22 protein-coding genes and 1 riboswitch are annotated in these 17,216 nt (G+C 39.4%); of the genes, 12 read left to right on the plus strand and 10 right to left on the minus strand.

Annotation, left to right across the window (positions count from 1 at the left end; translation table 11 throughout):
• Window positions 1-119: 119 nt before the first annotated feature.
• Window positions 120-224: riboswitch (SAM riboswitch) on the plus strand.
• Between the two features lie 72 nt (window positions 225-296).
• Genes HMPREF1210_RS16360 through HMPREF1210_RS16375 form a run of 4 tightly spaced genes read left to right on the plus strand, consistent with a single transcriptional unit; the run spans window position 297 to window position 3,326 of the window.
• Window positions 297-1,511, plus strand: coding sequence for a 2,3-diketo-5-methylthiopentyl-1-phosphate enolase (locus HMPREF1210_RS16360; RefSeq protein ID WP_016429812.1), 1,215 nt, complete (start codon window positions 297-299; stop codon window positions 1,509-1,511).
• A complete protein-coding gene (locus HMPREF1210_RS16365) occupies window positions 1,508-2,167 on the plus strand; it encodes a 2-hydroxy-3-keto-5-methylthiopentenyl-1-phosphate phosphatase (RefSeq protein ID WP_016429813.1) in 660 nt (219 codons plus the stop codon). Before HMPREF1210_RS16360 ends, HMPREF1210_RS16365 begins: the two co-directional genes overlap by 4 nt.
• The gene (locus HMPREF1210_RS16370) at window positions 2,164-2,793 is read left to right on the plus strand and encodes a methylthioribulose 1-phosphate dehydratase (RefSeq protein WP_016429814.1); all 630 of its coding nucleotides are present in this window, start codon (window positions 2,164-2,166) and stop codon (window positions 2,791-2,793) included. The genes HMPREF1210_RS16365 and HMPREF1210_RS16370 overlap by 4 nt, the downstream gene beginning before the upstream one ends.
• A gap of 2 nt (window positions 2,794-2,795) precedes the next feature.
• On the plus strand, window positions 2,796-3,326 hold the full coding sequence (locus HMPREF1210_RS16375; RefSeq protein ID WP_016429815.1) for a cupin domain-containing protein: 531 nt from the start codon (window positions 2,796-2,798) through the stop codon (window positions 3,324-3,326).
• 279 nt (window positions 3,327-3,605) lie between these two features.
• Here the strand turns inward: HMPREF1210_RS16375 and HMPREF1210_RS17865 are convergent, their stop codons facing one another.
• Window positions 3,606-3,704: a YjcZ family sporulation protein gene (locus HMPREF1210_RS17865; RefSeq protein ID WP_081637846.1), complete on the minus strand. Its 99-nt coding sequence runs from the start codon at window positions 3,702-3,704 to the stop codon at window positions 3,606-3,608.
• 105 nt (window positions 3,705-3,809) lie between these two features.
• Window positions 3,810-4,463: a plasmid pRiA4b ORF-3 family protein gene (locus tag HMPREF1210_RS16380; RefSeq protein WP_016429816.1), complete on the minus strand. Its 654-nt coding sequence runs from the start codon at window positions 4,461-4,463 to the stop codon at window positions 3,810-3,812.
• A 211-nt stretch (window positions 4,464-4,674) separates the two neighbouring features.
• Between HMPREF1210_RS16380 and HMPREF1210_RS16385 the strand changes: the two genes are divergently transcribed.
• Window positions 4,675-5,343 (plus strand): TVP38/TMEM64 family protein, encoded by a 669-nt coding sequence (locus HMPREF1210_RS16385; RefSeq protein WP_016429817.1) that lies wholly within the window; start codon window positions 4,675-4,677, stop codon window positions 5,341-5,343.
• Window positions 5,344-5,379: 36 nt separating this feature from the next.
• Here the strand turns inward: HMPREF1210_RS16385 and HMPREF1210_RS16390 are convergent, their stop codons facing one another.
• From HMPREF1210_RS16390 to HMPREF1210_RS16400, 4 genes are all read right to left on the minus strand, one after another.
• Window positions 5,380-6,177 carry an alpha/beta fold hydrolase gene (locus HMPREF1210_RS16390; RefSeq protein ID WP_016429818.1) on the minus strand — a complete coding sequence of 266 codons (798 nt, stop codon included), beginning with the start codon at window positions 6,175-6,177 and terminating at the stop codon, window positions 5,380-5,382.
• 179 nt (window positions 6,178-6,356) lie between these two features.
• Window positions 6,357-6,446 carry a YjcZ family sporulation protein gene (locus HMPREF1210_RS17870; protein ID WP_016429819.1) on the minus strand — a complete coding sequence of 30 codons (90 nt, stop codon included), beginning with the start codon at window positions 6,444-6,446 and terminating at the stop codon, window positions 6,357-6,359.
• Between the two features lie 204 nt (window positions 6,447-6,650).
• Window positions 6,651-7,205, minus strand: a complete 555-nt coding sequence (locus tag HMPREF1210_RS16395) for a TVP38/TMEM64 family protein (protein ID WP_016429820.1) — start codon at window positions 7,203-7,205, stop codon at window positions 6,651-6,653.
• 492 nt (window positions 7,206-7,697) lie between these two features.
• Window positions 7,698-8,672: a F510_1955 family glycosylhydrolase gene (locus HMPREF1210_RS16400; RefSeq protein WP_016429821.1), complete on the minus strand. Its 975-nt coding sequence runs from the start codon at window positions 8,670-8,672 to the stop codon at window positions 7,698-7,700.
• Window positions 8,673-9,017: 345 nt separating this feature from the next.
• Between HMPREF1210_RS16400 and HMPREF1210_RS16405 the strand changes: the two genes are divergently transcribed.
• Both HMPREF1210_RS16405 and HMPREF1210_RS16410 read left to right on the plus strand, forming a co-directional pair.
• Complete coding sequence (locus HMPREF1210_RS16405; protein ID WP_016429822.1) at window positions 9,018-9,242, plus strand: hypothetical protein; 225 nt, start codon at window positions 9,018-9,020, stop codon at window positions 9,240-9,242.
• Complete coding sequence (locus HMPREF1210_RS16410; RefSeq protein ID WP_016429823.1) at window positions 9,242-9,598, plus strand: YolD-like family protein; 357 nt, start codon at window positions 9,242-9,244, stop codon at window positions 9,596-9,598. Before HMPREF1210_RS16405 ends, HMPREF1210_RS16410 begins: the two co-directional genes overlap by 1 nt.
• Before the next feature lie 246 nt (window positions 9,599-9,844).
• Here HMPREF1210_RS16410 and HMPREF1210_RS16415 read toward each other — a convergent pair whose 3' ends face one another.
• Complete coding sequence (locus tag HMPREF1210_RS16415) at window positions 9,845-10,297, minus strand: N-acetyltransferase (protein WP_016429824.1); 453 nt, start codon at window positions 10,295-10,297, stop codon at window positions 9,845-9,847.
• Window positions 10,298-10,385: 88 nt separating this feature from the next.
• Here HMPREF1210_RS16415 and HMPREF1210_RS16420 point away from each other — a divergent pair, with 88 nt between their 5' ends.
• A complete protein-coding gene (locus tag HMPREF1210_RS16420; RefSeq protein WP_016429825.1) occupies window positions 10,386-10,616 on the plus strand; it encodes a hypothetical protein in 231 nt (76 codons plus the stop codon).
• Between the two features lie 10 nt (window positions 10,617-10,626).
• Here the strand turns inward: HMPREF1210_RS16420 and HMPREF1210_RS16425 are convergent, their stop codons facing one another.
• The 3 genes from HMPREF1210_RS16425 to dcm all read right to left on the minus strand — a co-directional run bounded on the left by HMPREF1210_RS16425 (window position 10,627) and on the right by dcm (window position 14,486).
• Window positions 10,627-11,760: a hypothetical protein gene (locus tag HMPREF1210_RS16425; protein WP_016429826.1), complete on the minus strand. Its 1,134-nt coding sequence runs from the start codon at window positions 11,758-11,760 to the stop codon at window positions 10,627-10,629.
• Between the two features lie 11 nt (window positions 11,761-11,771).
• Window positions 11,772-13,151: a Sau3AI family type II restriction endonuclease gene (locus HMPREF1210_RS16430; protein ID WP_016429827.1), complete on the minus strand. Its 1,380-nt coding sequence runs from the start codon at window positions 13,149-13,151 to the stop codon at window positions 11,772-11,774.
• Window positions 13,152-13,226: 75 nt separating this feature from the next.
• Window positions 13,227-14,486 (minus strand): DNA (cytosine-5-)-methyltransferase, encoded by a 1,260-nt coding sequence (gene dcm, locus HMPREF1210_RS16435; RefSeq protein WP_016429828.1) that lies wholly within the window; start codon window positions 14,484-14,486, stop codon window positions 13,227-13,229.
• Between the two features lie 225 nt (window positions 14,487-14,711).
• Between dcm and HMPREF1210_RS16440 the strand changes: the two genes are divergently transcribed.
• The 4 genes from HMPREF1210_RS16440 (at window position 14,712) to HMPREF1210_RS16455 (ending at window position 17,214) form a co-directional block, all read left to right on the plus strand.
• Entirely contained in the window at window positions 14,712-15,311 is a 600-nt protein-coding gene (locus HMPREF1210_RS16440) for a Type 1 glutamine amidotransferase-like domain-containing protein (protein ID WP_016429829.1), read from the plus strand.
• A 90-nt stretch (window positions 15,312-15,401) separates the two neighbouring features.
• Complete coding sequence (locus HMPREF1210_RS16445; protein ID WP_016429830.1) at window positions 15,402-15,806, plus strand: GNAT family N-acetyltransferase; 405 nt, start codon at window positions 15,402-15,404, stop codon at window positions 15,804-15,806.
• A gap of 12 nt (window positions 15,807-15,818) precedes the next feature.
• Window positions 15,819-16,088 (plus strand): hypothetical protein, encoded by a 270-nt coding sequence (locus HMPREF1210_RS16450; RefSeq protein WP_016429831.1) that lies wholly within the window; start codon window positions 15,819-15,821, stop codon window positions 16,086-16,088.
• A 220-nt stretch (window positions 16,089-16,308) separates the two neighbouring features.
• On the plus strand, window positions 16,309-17,214 hold the full coding sequence (locus HMPREF1210_RS16455; protein WP_016429832.1) for a DUF4349 domain-containing protein: 906 nt from the start codon (window positions 16,309-16,311) through the stop codon (window positions 17,212-17,214).
• The last annotated feature ends 2 nt before the right edge of the window (window positions 17,215-17,216 follow it).

Raw genomic sequence — 17,216 nt, forward strand, 5'->3', positions numbered from 1 at the left:
AGCTTTATTACACATATAAAAAGCAATATATTTTAATTTATTAGAAAATTGTGTTGACAAGTATTTTGCACCCTGTCATAATCCAATTTAGATTTTAAAAAAATATCATATCTACATTTTTCTTATCAAGAGCAGGTGGAGGGACTAGCCCTATGAAACCCGGCAACCGACTTACGCGAGTAGGCACGGTGCTAATTCTTGCAGCAGTAGCTGACAGATAAGAGGATGTTAGTTCAACTACTAACCTCTTCTTTTTTGTGAAGAGGTTTTTTATTTTCCCTAAAGAGGTGGAGACATTGAGTGAAGTAGTCGCGACTTATTTAGTCCATAGCATAGAAGAAAATTTAGAAAAAAAAGCAGAAGGCATCGCACTTGGCTTGACGGTCGGATCATGGACCGACTTACCACAACTGGAACAACAGCAACTGAAGAAACATAAGGGACGCGTTGTATCTGTCGAAAAAGAAAATAGTCAATTAGAAAGCAGAACGAAAGGAATTATTCGCATTGCATACCCCACGGCGAATTTCAGTCCTGATTTGCCAGCCATTTTAACGACGACTTTTGGCAAGTTATCACTGGACGGGGAAATCAAATTAATTGATTTGGAGTTCAGTCCGGAATTAACGGGACACTTTCCAGGGCCGAAATTCGGCACAGAAGGCATACGACAACTGACAGGCGTGCAAGAACGACCATTTGTCATGAGTATCTTTAAAGGCATACTCGGGAAAGATTTGGACTTTTTACTGACACAACTGGAACACCAAGCACGCGGTGGTGTGGATTTTGTGAAAGATGATGAAATTTTATTCGAAAACGAGTCGACGCCTTTTGAACAACGGATTGTAAAAGGACGTGAAGTACTCGAGCATGTTCTCTCGGAGACAGGTCACCGCACACGTTACGCAGTGAATTTGACAGGACGTACATTCGACTTAAGAGACAAAGCAAGACATGCGACAGAGCTAGGGGCAGATATGTTGCTGTTTAATGTTTATGCATACGGATTGGATACACTGCAAAGTTTAGCTGAAGATCCAGAAATTGCGATTCCGATAATGGCACACCCAGCCGTTTCGGGAGCATTCACTCCATCCCGAAAGTATGGTCTCTCAAACCACCTCGCACTGGGTAAATTATTGCGACTTGCCGGGGCGGATTTCTCGTTATTTCCTTCACCGTATGGCAGTGTGGCCTTGGAAAAATCAGAAACACTAAAAATTGCTGACGCACTCCAGGTTCCTGGTTTGATAAAGACCTCTTTGCCAGTGCCTTCAGCCGGAATTCATCCGGGCATGGTGCCGCAACTGATTGAAGACTTTGGTATTGATTCCGTCATCAATGCAGGTGGCGGGGTGCACGGACATCCAGCAGGTTCTGCGGCGGGGGGCAAAGCATTCAGGCAAGCGGTTGATGCAACTCTTTCAAGGAAGACCTTATCAGAGGCTGCGCAAACAAATGCAGAACTGCAACAAGCACTGGAATTGTGGGGTGACAAAGTACGATGACACAACCCGTTATATTTTGTGATTTTGATGGCACGATTACCACGAAAGATAACATTATGGCCATCATGAAAAAATTCGCACCCCCCGAGTGGGAGCCGATTAAAGATCAGATTCTCGGCCAACAAATAACCATTCAACAAGGCGTGACACAACTCTTCAACTTGCTATCAACCGACCAAAAAGATGAAATTACCCAATTTGTATTGGAACAGGCACAAATTCGAGAAGGATTTGAGGATTTTGTGGCCTATACGAAAGCACAGAAGATTCCACTCTTTATTGTATCTGGAGGCATTGATTTCTTTGTTAAGCCACTCGTAAAGGAACATATAGAAGACGACCGTATTTACTGCAACGTGGCAGATTTTTCTGGAGAAACCATCACAATCAACTGGCCTCATACATGCGATAAACATTGCTCGAATGGCTGTGGTTGTTGTAAACCATCCATTATCCGCAAACTGAGTGACGACAACACTTACAAAATCGTCATCGGTGATTCCATTACCGATTTGCAAGCAGCCAAACTGGCACACAAAGTTATAGCGCGGGACTTCCTCATCGAAAAGTGCGAAGAACTCGATATTCCTTTTGAGCCATTTGAAACATTTACAGATGTGATTCACATTTTAAAGCAATTGGAGGTACGCACATGAGCAATTACTTTTCCCGTTGGAACGAGCTTGCGGCCATAAAAAAAGAACTCGCAGACCGCGATTGGTTCTACGGCACGAGTGGTAATTTATCGATTAAGGTAACGAATGAACCGGTTACATTCCTCGTTACAGCATCTGGTAAGGACAAACGGAAATTCACGGATCATGACTTTTTACTGGTTGATGCAACTGGTGAAAAATTGGAGGAAACGATGTCAAAGCCATCGGCCGAAACGTTACTCCACGCTAAGATTTATAACAAAACAAATGCCGGTTGTGTCCTTCATGTGCACACGATTGACAACAATGTCATCACAGAACTGTATAAACATGATACACATATCGATTTCACCGGAAATGAAATTATTAAAGCACTCGGTTCCTGGGAACAAGATGCCAAAGTCAGCATTCCGATCATTCCAAATGTCGCGCATATCCCGACACTTGCTGAACAATTTGATCGTTATGTAACAGGGGACACGGGAGCAATCCTGATTAAAAATCACGGCATCACGGTGTGGGGCAAAGACGCTTTTGAAGCGAAAAAATATTTGGAAGCATGGGAATTTTTATTCTCGTACCAAGTGAAAATAGCAACTATAAAACATGTAGTGGGGAGTTATTAAAAATGGCATACATTCGCAAACACGCAAACAACGAACGCATTGAAGAAGAGCAAGCAGTCATCGCCTTTTTGAACAGCAATGAAGTTATTTACGAAAAATGGGCCATCGAGAAGCTTCCAACCGAACTTCGTGAAAAATTCAATTTAACAGATGAAGAAAAACAACAGATTCTATCCGCATTCGGAATCGAAATTGCTGACATTTCCAAGCGACGCAACTACCAGCAAGCGGATGTGATTTCACTCTCTGAATCAACGCCTAACTTGGAACAACTGTTGAAAAATTTCCAACAAGAGCACCATCATGAAGACGATGAAGTGCGTTTCATCGTCAGCGGTCATGGCATTTTCGTCATTCAATCGGAAGACGGAGAGTTCTTTGATGTCGAGTTGCAACCGGGAGACTTAATCTCTGTACCTGAAAATGTTCGGCACTACTTTACGCTGATGGAAGACCGTAAAGTTGTAGCAGTACGCATCTTTGTCACGACAGAAGGCTGGGTACCGATTTACGAGAAGGAAACAGTCGCTTAATTAGAGGTTGATTACTTTTTGACCACTTGATAAAGGTCTTTGACCAGTCAAGATTGATTTTCATCCAGTTAGCCCAAGTTTTTGACCAGTCAGCAATGGCTTTCGTTCATTCGTGGTCACTTTCCGTCCATTCGCCTGGACACGGAAAAAATCATCCTTTCCAGACACACAATAAAACCTGACATCCCGTAAGGAGTCAGGTTTTTTGTACTTATTACACACGATGGGGGAAGAAAGAGTCGTGCGTCATAGTCGAATGTGAGGGTTAATTTCTATAAATTAGTATAGACAACTCGCACCGACAATAATTAACAAGATGAAGAGAACAACAATCAACGTGAACGTAGAACCGCTAGTATTGCAGCATTCGTATCCCATGCTTTACACCACCTTTTTAGAAAGGATGCTTTAGCATATGCACATCTTTGGCACTGACCCGGGAAAAAATCACGGTTCACTACACAAGATTGTTTCTTGCTTCATTCATTTTATTTGGCCACACCATTCTTCTTTCAAGACGGCATTTACTTTGGCTAAGTTGAACTTTTGATACCCTTGACCTTCTGCCCATGCTTTCATCCCCGCGTGTTCAGGGTCATCTTTGTCTTTCATGACGCGCTTGAATTCGTCATATCCAGGCGGACCTCCCACATCTTCAGGTGGGCAAGTACCTTTGCCTTCGAGCAGTTGCGGATAATTATACGCGTAATCATCCACTACTTGTTCGAGCACCACTTCGTGGTCCCAGCTGTCTCCAAAGTCATACATGTAGCGAAATACGGGGGAGTCATGGACGTATTTGGTCAAATCCACATCGCGTGCGAGTAATAGCTGAGTACGGATAAACCGTTGATACATTCTGAATTCATACGATCCTTCTTCTGGCGGGTTTTTCATATAGTATTGGGCCATGCCGAAGTTTTCTGAAACCGATTCTTCATCGCCGACTAATTGAATCGTTTTATTGTTCTTGGAATCGTCGATGGAGAAATTAAATAAGTGACTATTTGTCCATCCGACTGAGGTTTGGATAATCGAATGTAAATCATAAAAATCGAGCGTCTCAGGTACGATAATGCGACGCCGTACTTTCGGTTTTACATAATTTAGCGTGACAAGAAATTGATAGGCTTTCAAGATATCACCTCTACTTTAGAATTTTTCCCCATCATACCACAGAAGCATTTGTTCTGGTTTTCTGGAGAGTATTGGTGTGGCCTCATTGTTATAAAAAACGGCGTTAGCTGGAAATGTTTACAGTTCCCATTTCTATCAATTTTAAGAAACATGGTATGATAGAAGAAAATTAATAAAATTATTTCCATAGGAAGATACAAGTGGGTGACGAATGAAAGAAGCGATCAACAAATTCACGCATAAAAACTGGTTGGTTTGGGCTGGCTTATTGTTGCTGCTCATTTTTTTACTATTAAATCGTCAGATCATTACTCTTCTCGTAAATCGTGACGTCGAAGGCATTCAAGATTTTTTGGATGATAATCTGCTTTATGCATATATATTTATGCTGGTCATCATGATTCTCCAAAATTCGTTTACGGTGTTTCCTTTACTATTAGTAATTACCATCAACATTACGCTGTTTGGATTTTTTGATGGTTTTTTATGGAGCTGGATTTCCAGTGTAATCGCCGCAGTCTTCGTCTTCTGTGCCGTCCGCTTCTTGTTTCAAGAAAGATTGATTGAAAAATTCAAACCAGGTTTACTTGTACAAATAGAAGCGAATGGATTTGCTTATGTATTCCAAGCGCGGATTTTCCCTTTAGTCCCGACTAGTTTGGTCAATATATTGGGAGGATTGAGCACGGTTCGGTTTTGGCCGTTTATTCTTGCCACGACCATCGGGAATTTTATTTATTTTTTCATCCTGGCACTGATTCCCGCTGGTCTAGTATCAAAGGAAATTGATGAAGCCATGATTTGGGTCATTTTAGTGAGTGCTATCTTGTTATACTACTTGTTCAAACTTGTTCGAAAAAAACGGAAACCCTCTAACTAAAGAGACTAACCCAGTTCACAAAGTGTGAGCTGGGTTTTATTTTTGATCTAAAAATTCGAGTACGAAATCCAAGAACAGCAAGGGTTGTTCCACATTAGGCGCATGTCCTGACTGATTGAACTCCACAAACGTGGCATTCGGAATCAATTTCGCTGTTTCACGTCCCACTTCAGGCGGATTCAATCCATCATGATCGCCACTGATGACCAATGTTTCAGCTGTTATACGATACAAATCCTCACGGAAATCAAAGCCTTCTAACGCTTCATTTGCAGCTTCAATCTCGTTAGCGGTCAAGGGTGAACCCTTTTCAGCAGCATAGTGACTCCACTTTCCGACAGCTTTAAGGTCATGAAAAATATATGGAGAGACTTTGACTACTTTCTCTGAAAAGTCCATTCCTTCAAGTTCTTTTGCATGTTTGGCAAACAAGGCTTCCATTGAAGATGTTTTCCCTTGGGATTTCGTTGCCACTAAAATCAGTTTCTTCACACGTTCCGGTGAAGCAATTGCTACACCTTGCGCAATATAGCTACCCATTGAGACACCTAGCAAATAAGTTTCTTCAATCCCTAAATGTTCAAGCAATCGAAGTACATCGCCGATATGATCATCTAACGTATACGATGATGGTTTCTCGGAGTCCCCGTGCCCACGTGCATCTAGTACGATTGTTCGAAAATACTTCTTGAATACTTTTACTTCCGCATCAAACATATGGCGATTGCCGGTTAACCCATGCAGTAACAATAGAGGCTCACCGGATCCATATTCTTCATATGTTAAACTCGTTCCAATACTCTTAAATGTTCCCATCCAATCACCTCTATTCATCATGTTCCCTCGTGCACTCGAATGAAAACAACAGCTAAGGTGTTACTTATTCTGTTAGTTCTCAGAAACGGGGCTTGTCCAAAAATTCCAAAGCGATTCTTCATAATAGGGGAGAGCGCCTACAAAGCGCTCTCGGAGTGCTTGTGAGAGTGGTTTTCTTTTCCTTGCGATTATTTTAATTAGTAAAGAAAAGCAGCTCCGACAATAATCAACAAAATGAAAAGTACCACAAGTAAAGCGAAAGAAGATCCGCCGCTATTATATCCCATAGATAACACCGCCTTTCATAATGAGATGTTGTATTATACGTAATACAACGGTCTGCAAATGGGGCAATGTCTTGGATAATATAAATAAATCTATGTTTCAGGCAAGGACCAAGTCTACGAACATCTTAGTTTGTTGTTCAAGCAAGATTCTTCATAGTATAAATATTATAGGGTTAATATGGTTAATATATGCAATGAAGCCAATCATCTCTGAGAATTATTGAATTTTTTCCATACATGCAAAAGTAAAGCGAATGCCAACACGAAGACAAGATACTGTCCAGCTTGTGCCCATTCTACAAGTGTGTATGTAGCGGAAGTTTCCAACAGTAGAGCGGGCAACTTACCTATACTGCCGGCTACTGCAAAGGACCCAAAACTCATGGTGCCGACTGCTGCATAAAGAGTGACTAATCCAGAAGGGACGAATGGCATCAACCGCAGCCCGATGACAAACAAAAAGGCTTCCTTGGGTGAAGCATGCAGCAACTTTTGCAGGCGTGGAGCATGCTTGGTCTTATCGGCGATAACATGTCGAAATCCTTTTCGGTACAATCCAAAAGCGATTAAACTCCCCACAATTTCTCCAATAAGTGAGACTGAAAAACCTCCCCAAAATCCAAAAACCGCCACATTCGCAGCCGTCAAGAATGCACTTGGGACAACACCTGAAATGGCAATTAATATATTGAGGGAAATACTCAATAAGACAGCTACAGGAAGGGGGAGCATATGTAAATAAGTCAATAAAGCATCCATGTATATTAAGCTCCTTGCATAAAACAATATTGAAATGTAGTTAATGTTTCAGCGAAGCCTTACTTTTTCTTAGTCACGGTTCTATAAGATTCGATGATAGATATATAATACCTTCAATTAAAGGAAGATGCCGCAAGCGTAGCGTGAAGGTCTGTCACATCGTTGACCATAAAAATTCACATTAAAAAAGCCAAACGGAATGAAGTTCATCCTGCTTGGCTTTCTCACATCTTTTAGGCAACCATGTTACGGCATGCTTCAGCGCATACCCGGTCGAGACGAATGCAGTCCACCATCATTTTCACATTGTCTTCTTTCAGACAGGAATCAAAACAAACGTTATACGCTTCCAAGCATTCTTCATAAGTGGGATTTACGTTTTACTCCTCACCTTCATCCAGTAGTTATCCATATCGTTCCCTACAGACACTAGACTAAACGCCTTTTAGACAATTAGTGCTTAGTGAAAAGTGCTTTTACAGTGAATCGCTTTTATTTAGAAACGCTACCGGCAGCTAAAATTTGTTTCCAATTAGCTCCGCCATCAGTTGTTTGGTACACATCATTTTTCAATGTTGCGATGGATATTTCATTGTCATCAGTAGGATTGACAGCAATGTAAATAATCGCATTATCCTTCTTCAGTTCTGGAACGTTCATGGCTTTTTCCTCTTTTGTCGCAAGGTCGATTTGATTCAATTGAACTTTGTTATCTACTATCTCCGCAATATATGCCTGTCGTTCGCTTAACAGGGCATAAGTGATTGTCTTGCCTTTCGTAGCAAGGGAAAATGTCTTGCCCGCATCTTTAGATACGTACAACCCACGGTCTGTACCAATCGCAACGGTTTCAGGTTCATCTGGATGTGCAGATATATTGGACATCATGTTAGCTTCAAATCCACCCATATCCATGGTAGTCCACGACTTACCTAAATCATCCGAATAATAAAAGCCGTTTCCTAACTTTTCAGTTGGCATCTCATTAAAAACGTAGATGCGATCTGTATTGTAACCAGCTGCTAAATAGTGAAAGTCAATTTCACCTTCGAATGCATATTGCTCAAACGACTCGCCTGCATTTGTACTTTTGAGCAGACCAAGCGGATTCTTATATTTCGAACCAGGCTCAGGATGACCACTGGAAACAAAGCCGTCCGCCACAGCTTGGAAGCCCATGTAATCATGCTTCTCACCCGTTGTTTCTTTCCATATTCCTTCTTCATACAAAACAGGACCGTGGTGGCTGGCGAGCATTAATGCGTCGCCGGAACCAGGGTAGCCAATCCCATGTATATGAGATACTTCAACATTTGTTGTTTCCTTATAAAAATCTCCAGATGGAGAGGAAGAACTCTCCTGAGTTGATTTCTCTACTTTGTGTTCATTGTGTTCGGTCTTTTCATTTGATGAACAGGCTGCTAGCATCACACTCATAAGCCCCATCATAAGAATCCATTTTTGCATATTCCACACTCACTTTCATCTAATGGTAAATCCGTACGTATATCATCATCGGCTAACTGCCTTCATTTTACACGAAAAATAGATTTAACCTATGCTATGACAAAGAAGTATTCTTGGAGAAATTCGAACGCCTTCAAGGTGCCGCAACGTGAAATAATGTTCAAGCTGTTTTATGTAGGTGAATAACGATATACGATAACCCTTCGACTTCAAGTTGAAGGGTTATTTTTAGTGGGTTGGAACATACTTTTAAATGGGTTGGACCGTTTTATGTAAAAACTCCTCTAATTACCATTGTTAAAAGAACAAATGTTCGCATATAATGAAAAAAAGGAGGCGGCTTGAATGAAAGACAACATCGTAAAAATCATGAAGCGGCACGATATATTGGAAATGGTCTATTTAGCGAAGGATGGTAATATCACCAAACGCCGTGTGAAAATCATTAAAGCCTACCATGACACGTTTCAGGCGTACTGTTTTACAAAGCAGGCAAAGCGTACTTTTTACTTTGACAATGTCTTAGCAGCCGTCCCCGTCATTCGAAAAGAACGAGAGGACGTGATCTGATGAAAATCAACCGCGGATTAAAAATGCAAGGCGACCTCAAAGATCGCGGCAAAATCAAATGGACGGCCATGATGCTGCCAGAGCACGTCGCGCAACTCCGCGAATGGCAACAAGAACACGATCTGGTTAAAAAACCCGAACTCGACGCGTTCGATTACGATACGATGCAGGAAGAAATCGAACGCGCACTCATCAGCCGAATGGAAACACGCCTCACTTCGTGGAAGAGCGGCAAAATCCACTATCACCGCGGCATCATCAAAGAAGCCAACAATCAGTGCCTACGATACGAAGATCCTTACGGTATTCACCAACTGCCACTCGACGAACTCGTCGGTGTCTTTGTCCTTACCTAACACTTAAAGAGCACCCAAAAAACCTCTTTAGCTAGTCAACTAAAGAGGTCATTTACCGCGAACACGCAACTACACAATTCAGTTATTAGAAAAACCTTCATATACTTCTCCTACCAATAACTCACTAACTGACACCACTCCAACGATGGTAGTATTGCACCCATGGCTCACTGCTGAGATGCACCATAATCGAATAATGAAAAAAGCGAAGCGAAGTGATGTCGTCACTTTCGCTTCGCTTTTTTACTATCGGCAATAACGCATATTTACAATCTGAACACCAGGTGCAATTTCCATCGTCCGCTCTTGCTGGAACCCCAGCTTTTCATAAAGAGTAACAGCAGGGATATTCTTCAAACCCGTTGAGACAACAACGTCACGCGAACCCCGTATTTCTTCCACTATGTAATTCACCAGCTGACGTCCAATGCCTTTACGAAAAGAAGCGGGGGACACAACCAACCGACAAATATCAACGAAGTCTTCATTTTCTTCATAGGAGAGAACCCCAAGAAGTTGATCATCTTCGTAATAACCGATGAAAATTTCTTTGCTGTTCACGATATCCTCCGCCGTTTCGGAAAGAGCAGGAATGCCTTGAAATCCGATGAGGTCAGCTTCGATTTGATAAGAAGTGCGTTGGAGCGCAAGTAGTTCTCTTGCAAACATTGTATTTTTATTGAATAATTCTTTTATCATAACTGTTCACCTGCTTAGAAAATAATTATAGTTAAAGAAAATTACTTAATAATCTATTTCGGAATAATGCATAGAAAAGAGGATTAAAATGACTGAAAAACAATTAGGAGAAATTTTGTCCCAAATGTATATGAGAGCCCCTGAAGGATACAAAGTAACATTTATCCATTTGTTTGGAATAAAATATGCAGAAGAAATAATAAAAAACAAATTGAGTATTAAAAAGATACTAGAGTACTCAAATGTGAAACCATCATTTGTTACGGAAATTAGTAAGGGAATTAAGTTATCTAGATATGTAACTAATACTATTAATTGATATTACTCAGTTATTCTATTTCTAAAAACTCAAGTTCTTGAGTTATTCCATTAAAAACATACTTAATTAACTTTAGATCTGACCAATGCATAGTTGCAGCAGGACGACGGCCTTTAACAAAGGTGCGTTTCCCTGCTTCATTTTTCAACCTAACTACTTCTTCTGGAAAATCTTCAGCAACTACAAAGGCTGCAATCATTGAGTAATCTCCGAAACTATATTCTTGATTAATCCAATCAACATATTTCATAAGTTGATTGATTACTTCTTTATCAGCAACATCCTTCTTAATTTCTATAGTTAAATATTTCGAGATTGTAGTAAATGAAGGAATGAATCGATAACCGAAAATATCCATTTTGTCCATGTAATCTACAGGTTTGAAGGGCGAAGCTACCACTTGATGAGATATGTAATCCCACTTGCCGAAAATGCCGTCAGGCGTTTTTTTAATATAATCTATAATTCCAGCTTCTATAGCCATTTCATGCCTAATTTTTGATTTAGTAGCAGCGAGACTTAGAATGTTTTTTGTATTTACTTTATAGTCTTCATTAGTAATCGATTTAATCCGGTTATGTAATTTATCTGAACGTGGAAAAACATTTTGAGGATTTGATATTTCATTTTCATTTGATTTCAAAATAACATCGATTAATGCTTTATTCTCCACATCATCTATTTTAATAAAAGACAATTTCCATAAAACACGTAACATTTTAAAAGCGCCTGGGTTAGATGCTAAAACATCGTCCATATCAATTCCATTTTGAAAAAAGTGTGGAGCATTTTCAAAAGTACATAAAAATCGATTTCCTAGGTTAAATGATGTCTTATTTAAAATCATTTTATTTTTTAGTTTCGAGTAACTCTCGGTCAATGGAATATCTGCACCGGGAAAATTTAAGTGTTTACAGTCGTTGTTAATGTTGATTAGTCGACCGATTCCATAAATCTTTCTTTTAATAAAAAAATAAACATTATCTCCCTCGGTCATCGATAAATAGTCAGCAAATGTACCTTCGTGAGGAGCTAACCAATTATTATTTTTCGAAGGGACATTTAAATTTGTACTATAAACTCCATTTAAAACAATTTCGTTTAAAGAATCGACATTATCGAGAGTAAATATATATCCTGCCATGTATTCCACCCCTAGAAAGTTATTAAGTTTGCAACGTATTCTTTATCCAACCAAAATGCCTGCTTAGCAATCATCTGTCCATCAGGAAGTAGTGTTTTATCTTGACCATTCTTCCCTTTAGGACGAATATGGCACAGACCATTTGATTCGGGTGAAGGCAAATCATTTTTTGCAACGATTTTCTTCCCTTTTTGAATCATTTCAATATGTACACCTTCTAACAATTGTTGTTGGAGATTTTGATGAAAATCTCTCAATCGATTTTCAATTTCATGAAGTGGCATGTTCCATAGTTGCACGCCTTTAAAAAATAACTCCCGGTTTTTATTCTCTCTTTCTGTTTCTCTGAATTCAAAAACAACAAATAAAAATTTGGTCTGCTCAAAATGATTTTTAAGCCAACTTTCATCCCAATCTTCTTTTGCCCATTCCATAAAATTCACATTTTTAAATGACATGTGTTCACGGGGGATTCCTGAGGGTTCGAGTCGTATGGTTTTGAACTGTATGTTTGCTTTTGAAAATTCTTCTATGTCATCAAGTTTTGTTCCCTTAATGCCAAGTAAGGCACTAACAAAATCGGGTACAAAACTTTTCGATTTATTTATCGTGATGCCATTTTCTAAAGCGATTTGTGAGAGGGTTTTACCAATGTAAGGTGAAAAGCGATCTTGAAGAATTTCTTCAAGTGTTTTTCTTTCCAATTCTTGGCTATTTGTAAATGAAACTAAGTCATCATTGGATAATAATTTTCTGGCAACACCCGTTATGTAACTTGCTTTTAAACTATAAGCTCTTTGCATCGCAAGAAGGGGACTAAAAGGTTGCGTTCTTAAGGATTCTTTATTTTTCCCTTTAGTGCATGCACCTAAGTATATGGTGTCAGCCTCTGAGAGCTCATGAGCTTTACCGGATTTGATTTTATCGGTAATAAATTTCCAATCGTTCTTAATGATTTGTAAATCTTCTTCACTAAAAGTCAAAAGATGACTTTTAAGAACTTGATACTCAGATCGGTGAACTTCAGGAATCCAATGATAGAACATAAGGAGAATCGATTGGTTCTTTGTCCAAAAACTCGATGTTTCAAATGTGGTGAGGACTTCTTTATGGTAGTTAATAATATTTAAGACCAATCGTTCTTTAGCAGATATGGTTTTATTTTTGTTTAGTTTCAGTGGAGTAACTTTTAATTCAATGCCTAAATCTGCAAAATCAGCCTCTGACTTGGAATTTACTTCATACCCAAAAAAACTCTCTTCAATAATCTGGCCGAGCTGTCCTTTTGATTTTGGATTTGTAATTCTTCCAGTTAAGTCAATCTCACCAAATGTTTTTCCCTCAGCTTGTTTTGCTTTATAAAGTAATGCTTCCTCTGTCTTATAAATCATTGATGTAACCCCCTAAAGCAATTAAATACATTATTTGGATTTTACCATATAAAGAAAAAAGCCGATACGATAGTATCAGCTTTGTAAAGACAGTTCCAATTGAACGTCTGTAAGTATATTTGTTTTTTCTATTTCTTCGATTCGTTTACCCATTCTTTCAATGAGACCAACAACCAGTGCATTTCCCATACAAAAATATCTCATACGATCAGACATAGTATTTGTCCAATTATCATCAAATCCATTGAGTCGTTCACATTCTAAAGGGGTCAAGAATCGTTTTCGACCATTAACTTCTACGATGTGAGTGCTTCGATTCGTAGAACCTTCACTAGTTAGCATGGTTCTGCCAGGCTTGTCCAAATCATCCGTAGGAGACATTCCACCTTCGGAAAAGCTATAAACATGTCCATCAGCGGTAGTTCGTTCAATTTTTTTAGGACCACGAAGGTAGGCAAATTTCTCACTTGTCGCGTCAGACAGGTAGAACTTTTCATCAACTTCAGATTCATCGATAAGAATTTCCCGCAAAGTTACCGATTTTTCTTCTTCAGGAATCACTTGTGTAGTGAAAACTTCTCCATTCTTCATGTAACCCGCAGTGTGGAACCCAAATGAGAAACTCTCTGATATTGAAACAATGTCAGTTGGAAGGGTTACAGAAGTAATTCTGTCTTTATATGGTTCGTATTCGACTGGAAAAGGTTTTGCAAAGAAGCCTTCTTTAAAGACAATTTGGTCTTCGGAATGAGTGCTTTGAGCTTTTTCAAAAGCAATCCCATTTTTATATGCAAAGATGAAAACACGTCTTCTTCTTTGAGCGAATCCATAATCGGCTGCATTAATGACACGCCACTCAACCGAGTAATCTAAGTCTCGGAATGTAGCTAACATTACGGCAAAATCTCGACCTCGTTGCGATGAAGGGGATTTTAATAGACGGTCTACGTTTTCTAATAGAACATACTTTGGTTGTGTATTCTCGATTATTCGTTTAATTTCCCAAAATAAGACGCCTTTTTTACCGTGGAGGCCTTGCTCCCCTGAGAGAGAGCGGGCAACGGAATAGTCTTGGCACGGAAAACCACCAACAACCAGACTTGGTTCTAAGTCGACAAAAGTTTCATTTGAAACTGTAGTTATATCTTCATTGGAATGTATTCCAGTACTGAAATTTTTCACATAACAATCGAAAGCATCTTGTGCTTTTCGAGAAGGTTCCCATTGGTTCCCCCAAACAACTTCAAATAAATCAGGGTTCGCTTTCTCAAGACCCAAACGGAAGCCACCGACACCAGCAAATAATTCAATTACTTTTAATTTAGAATCTTGCATATACGAACACCCTTTCGCTTTTTCTTTATTATACAACATTTTAACCAAAAGATCAAGATCAAAACGTCACGTTATAACATATTTTTTATAGGAACTAGAAAAAATATTATTTACTATAGAAAAGATAGAGACCTCTATATTTTCAGAATTTTCCCTATAATGATTGTGGATAATCTGATATCCTTTTAATAAAGCTTTTTTTGCATTTAAATAAAGGAGTTTCGAATGTCCAAACTTCTATTAACTTCAACAGGCTTTTTCCATCAAAAAGTCCGAGAACAATTCAATGCACTAATTTCTAATAGAAAGTTCGCAGTCATTATAACGACGGCATCAGCACAAAAAGAATTGAATCCATTTGTCATTCAAGCACGCGTTGATTTGCTCGGTATGGGAATTGAACAAGTAACTTTTTTGGATGTAGAAAGGGAGCCAATAGATTGTTTGCAAGCTGCAGATGTTATTTATCTAAATGGCGGAAACCCTTTTAGATTGTTGCACGCTCTCAGGGAGAGTGGAGCAGAGAAGCTACTTCAAAAGAGGTCGAAAGAAGATAGTGTCATTGTGGGCGTAAGTGCTGGGGCAGTGGTGCTCGGCGCATCTATTCGAATTATTGATTGGTTCAGTCCATCATTGAATACGATGAATTTGAAAAATTTCAAGGGGTGCGAGCTATATAAATCCTCACTGTTTCCTCATGCGGACCGCATAGATCTGTTCCCAGGTACGACTCCCATTGAAGAAAGAATTCAAGCGTTTGAGGAATCGTCAGGTGAGCACGTATTGCGTTTGGAGGATAATGAGTTCAAAATACTGAAAATCTAGCCATTAAGAGGTGCCAATTATGTTGTTTTACAATTGATAAAGAAAGAACAACTCCAATAAATACAAATATGGATAGGGGTAGTTCGAAATATGATTTATACAACATCTATTAAAAATATAACAAAAGATCAATTGAACGGATTTTTTGTTGGGTGGCCAAACCCACCCTCGTCTGAAGTCCATCTTAAATTACTGGAGAAAAGCTCACATGTGGTATTGGCAATTGCTCAAGAGTCCAAACAAGTCATCGGGTTCATCACAGCGAACAGTGATGATGTATTGTCTGCTTATATACCGTTTTTGGAAGTTTTGCCAGCTTATCAAGGACAAGGTATTGGTAAACAACTTGTCAAAGAAATGTTTAACGTATTGAGTGATATTTATATGATTGATTTGATGTGTGACGAAGACTTGATGGGATACTATGAAAAATTAGGAATGCAACAAGCACATGGAATGATACGAAGAAATTATTCAAAACAATCTGGTTTATAAGGGGGGAACCTAATGGAGTTCGATACGTTGAAGTGGGTGTTATTAGGCATTTGCGCATTGTTGTTTGCAATTAAATTTTACATAAAACGAGAGTCGCTCCTTTGGGGCTTCATTTTTTATGTAGGTGTGTTCACATCAATGTCCTATTATGTATATTTCAATGACTGGGGACAGGGGTGGAAGATTGGATTTTTGTTAATCGCATCATTTGTTTTCTGGCAACTTCTATTTAAAGAAATTGCTCAGTTCCGTCGTTTACGAACAGTCCGAACCCAAAAATGAATGAAGCAGGAATCGGCCGAAATTGTATCTTCGGCCGATTATTTTATTTATAGAGAGTGCCGAGTCTTTAGTTACCCAAACGAACAACTACGTTAACTTTTAACCCCCATGTCCAGGACGCATGGGGGTTTGTGATGTGTTTTAAAATATATTCAGAAAATTGTAACATTTTTCCTGCCCGTCTCGTCATAAATACTATAGAGATAGGGGGCAGTCGAAGATGAGGAAGAGGATTTTATTCATACTACTTTCGAGCTTGTTGGTTTTGTTAGCTGCGTGTAGTGGGGGCGAGGAGAAGGCTGAAAGTTCCGAGGACAAAGCGCTTGCACCGCAGTCAGATTCCAATGAAGTAGCTACGGAAGAATCTGAGGAATTAGCTAACAATTCAAGTTCAGGTGAAGCCAAGAAAACAGCACCTACTGTTGCAGTGGAAAGAATGATCATTCATAAGGCGATATTAAGTGTGAACGTCAAAGAATTGGATAAAGCACAAAGTAATATTCAGAAGAAAGTCGAGCAATTTGGTGGCTATATCGTGGAGTCAAACGTCTACCAAGAAGACGAACAGACGAGCAGCGGCAAAATGATTGTAAGGGTCCCAGAAGAGAACTTTGAAAAGTTTCTATTAGAAGCTGAAGGAGAAGCGGCAAAAGTGTTGGAACGCAATGTGACGGGTCAGGATGTCACAGAGCAATACGTGGACCTCGAATCACGAGTGAAATCAAAACGAGCGGTTGAAGAACGCTTACTGGAATTCATGAGCAAAGCACAGAAAACCGAGGACTTGCTGAAAATCTCTGCGGATTTAGCACAGGTTCAAGAGGAGATTGAAGTGATGGTCGGTAAGATGAAGTATCTTGAAAACCAGACGTCGTTTTCGACGATTGAAATCACAATGTATGAAAATCGTGTGGTTGTTCCTGAGATAGACAGCAAAGAACTCAATACATGGGAAAAAACAAAAAAACAATTCGCGACAAGCATGAATTCCTTACTTTCGGCATTCTCTGCATTGATTGTATTCTTCGTTGGTAACTTACCAGTTCTCGTTATTTTGACAGCCATTGGAATATTGGTCTATTTCGTCATTAAAAGAAGGCTTCGGAATGAACAGAAAAAAGGATGAAG

The sequence above is a fragment of the Paenisporosarcina sp. HGH0030 genome, assembly GCF_000411295.1.
Lineage (GTDB): Bacteria > Bacillota > Bacilli > Bacillales_A > Planococcaceae > Paenisporosarcina.